At 48.3% G+C, this 1,093-nt stretch carries 1 protein-coding gene; it reads right to left on the bottom strand.

Features of this window, described 5'->3' with window-relative positions; translation table 11 throughout:
• Positions 1-568: 568 nt before the first annotated feature.
• Positions 569-811, bottom strand: coding sequence for a hypothetical protein (locus FDW87_RS08980; protein WP_137379670.1), 243 nt, complete (start codon positions 809-811; stop codon positions 569-571).
• Positions 812-1,093 lie beyond the last annotated feature (282 nt).

The following is a 1,093-nucleotide window of genomic DNA, read 5'->3' as shown; positions in this document are numbered from 1 at the left end:
TTCACTCCCCGGCCAGGGAGGCGTGAAGTTCGCTTATAACCCTGTTGACCTGGGCTTCGTGCGCACATCCTCCGGCGTGGGAAAACGTATCTGCGGATACCGGGGTGCCAGCAACTCAATAATATTACGGGCCATCGCACATTCCAGCTGACACCGATGCCGGGCCTGAAACCATTATTATTGTGTGTACCGGAAGGTGAAATCCTGATGAAAATCTGATGACTCGCAGGGGTATAACCAGGCGGCAGGCGGGGACCGGCAGAGAACGGAGCCGGAGCGCGACCAGTCTGGAACTTCACGACAAACCATCATGCGCCTGCGGGACAATGCAGTCAGCCAGGAGGATGAGTTATCTTCCAGCGTCCAAAGGAATGCGGGGGTGATTATTGGTTAGGTCGCACATATTGATTGGGATTGTTTCTGGTTTGAGTTCGACCGTCCAACCAGCTTAGGCGATGCCCTGGAGTACCTTGTCAGTTATGGCCGTCTGAATGAGCGCGGCCAATATTTTGACCCGGATTTTTCGAGCTGGCGCCATAGACAGTAGCTTTATCGGCTACTTATCGCGCTAAATCAGCATGCGATATTTGCTTAATTCTTTTAAAGTTTGCGCCATACCTTGCCTTAGCAGCGCTTCAAAATATTCATCAACCGACACGGGCGGTTTCCGTAAACTACTGCGCTGCGTAGTTACGACCAAAAGCACAAGTGCTCTGTTTAAATCAAATAAACCCATAACAAAATCGTCAGGATGCAACGCTTCGATACCAAAGGCATCAAGAGCAGGTGCCGGAAAATCTTTAAGATTCAACGTAACCAGTAAACACCGTTAAGCGGGCATTTTAAATAGCCAAAAATTAGCCAGCCATTTTACATCGCACATTGCCATTTTTAGCCACCTCTTTCAGGGATCAGTTTGGATATAGAGAATTATTGTACGGCACGCCTGTTTTTTGAAAAGGATAACCTAGAATGCGATACCGCAAGAGCGGCAACTTAAAAGCGATAGCCGCTGACGCAAAATCAATCCATCACGCATCTCGACTGGTTAAATAATGCGCTTAACGTACTAAATTTTCCGATCTCCAAACTG

It is taken from the genome of Citrobacter sp. wls826 (assembly GCF_005281245.1).
Lineage (GTDB): Bacteria > Pseudomonadota > Gammaproteobacteria > Enterobacterales > Enterobacteriaceae > Citrobacter > Citrobacter braakii.
The sequence above is the reverse complement of the archived record's forward strand: the minus strand, read 5'-3'. Positions and strand labels throughout refer to the sequence as shown.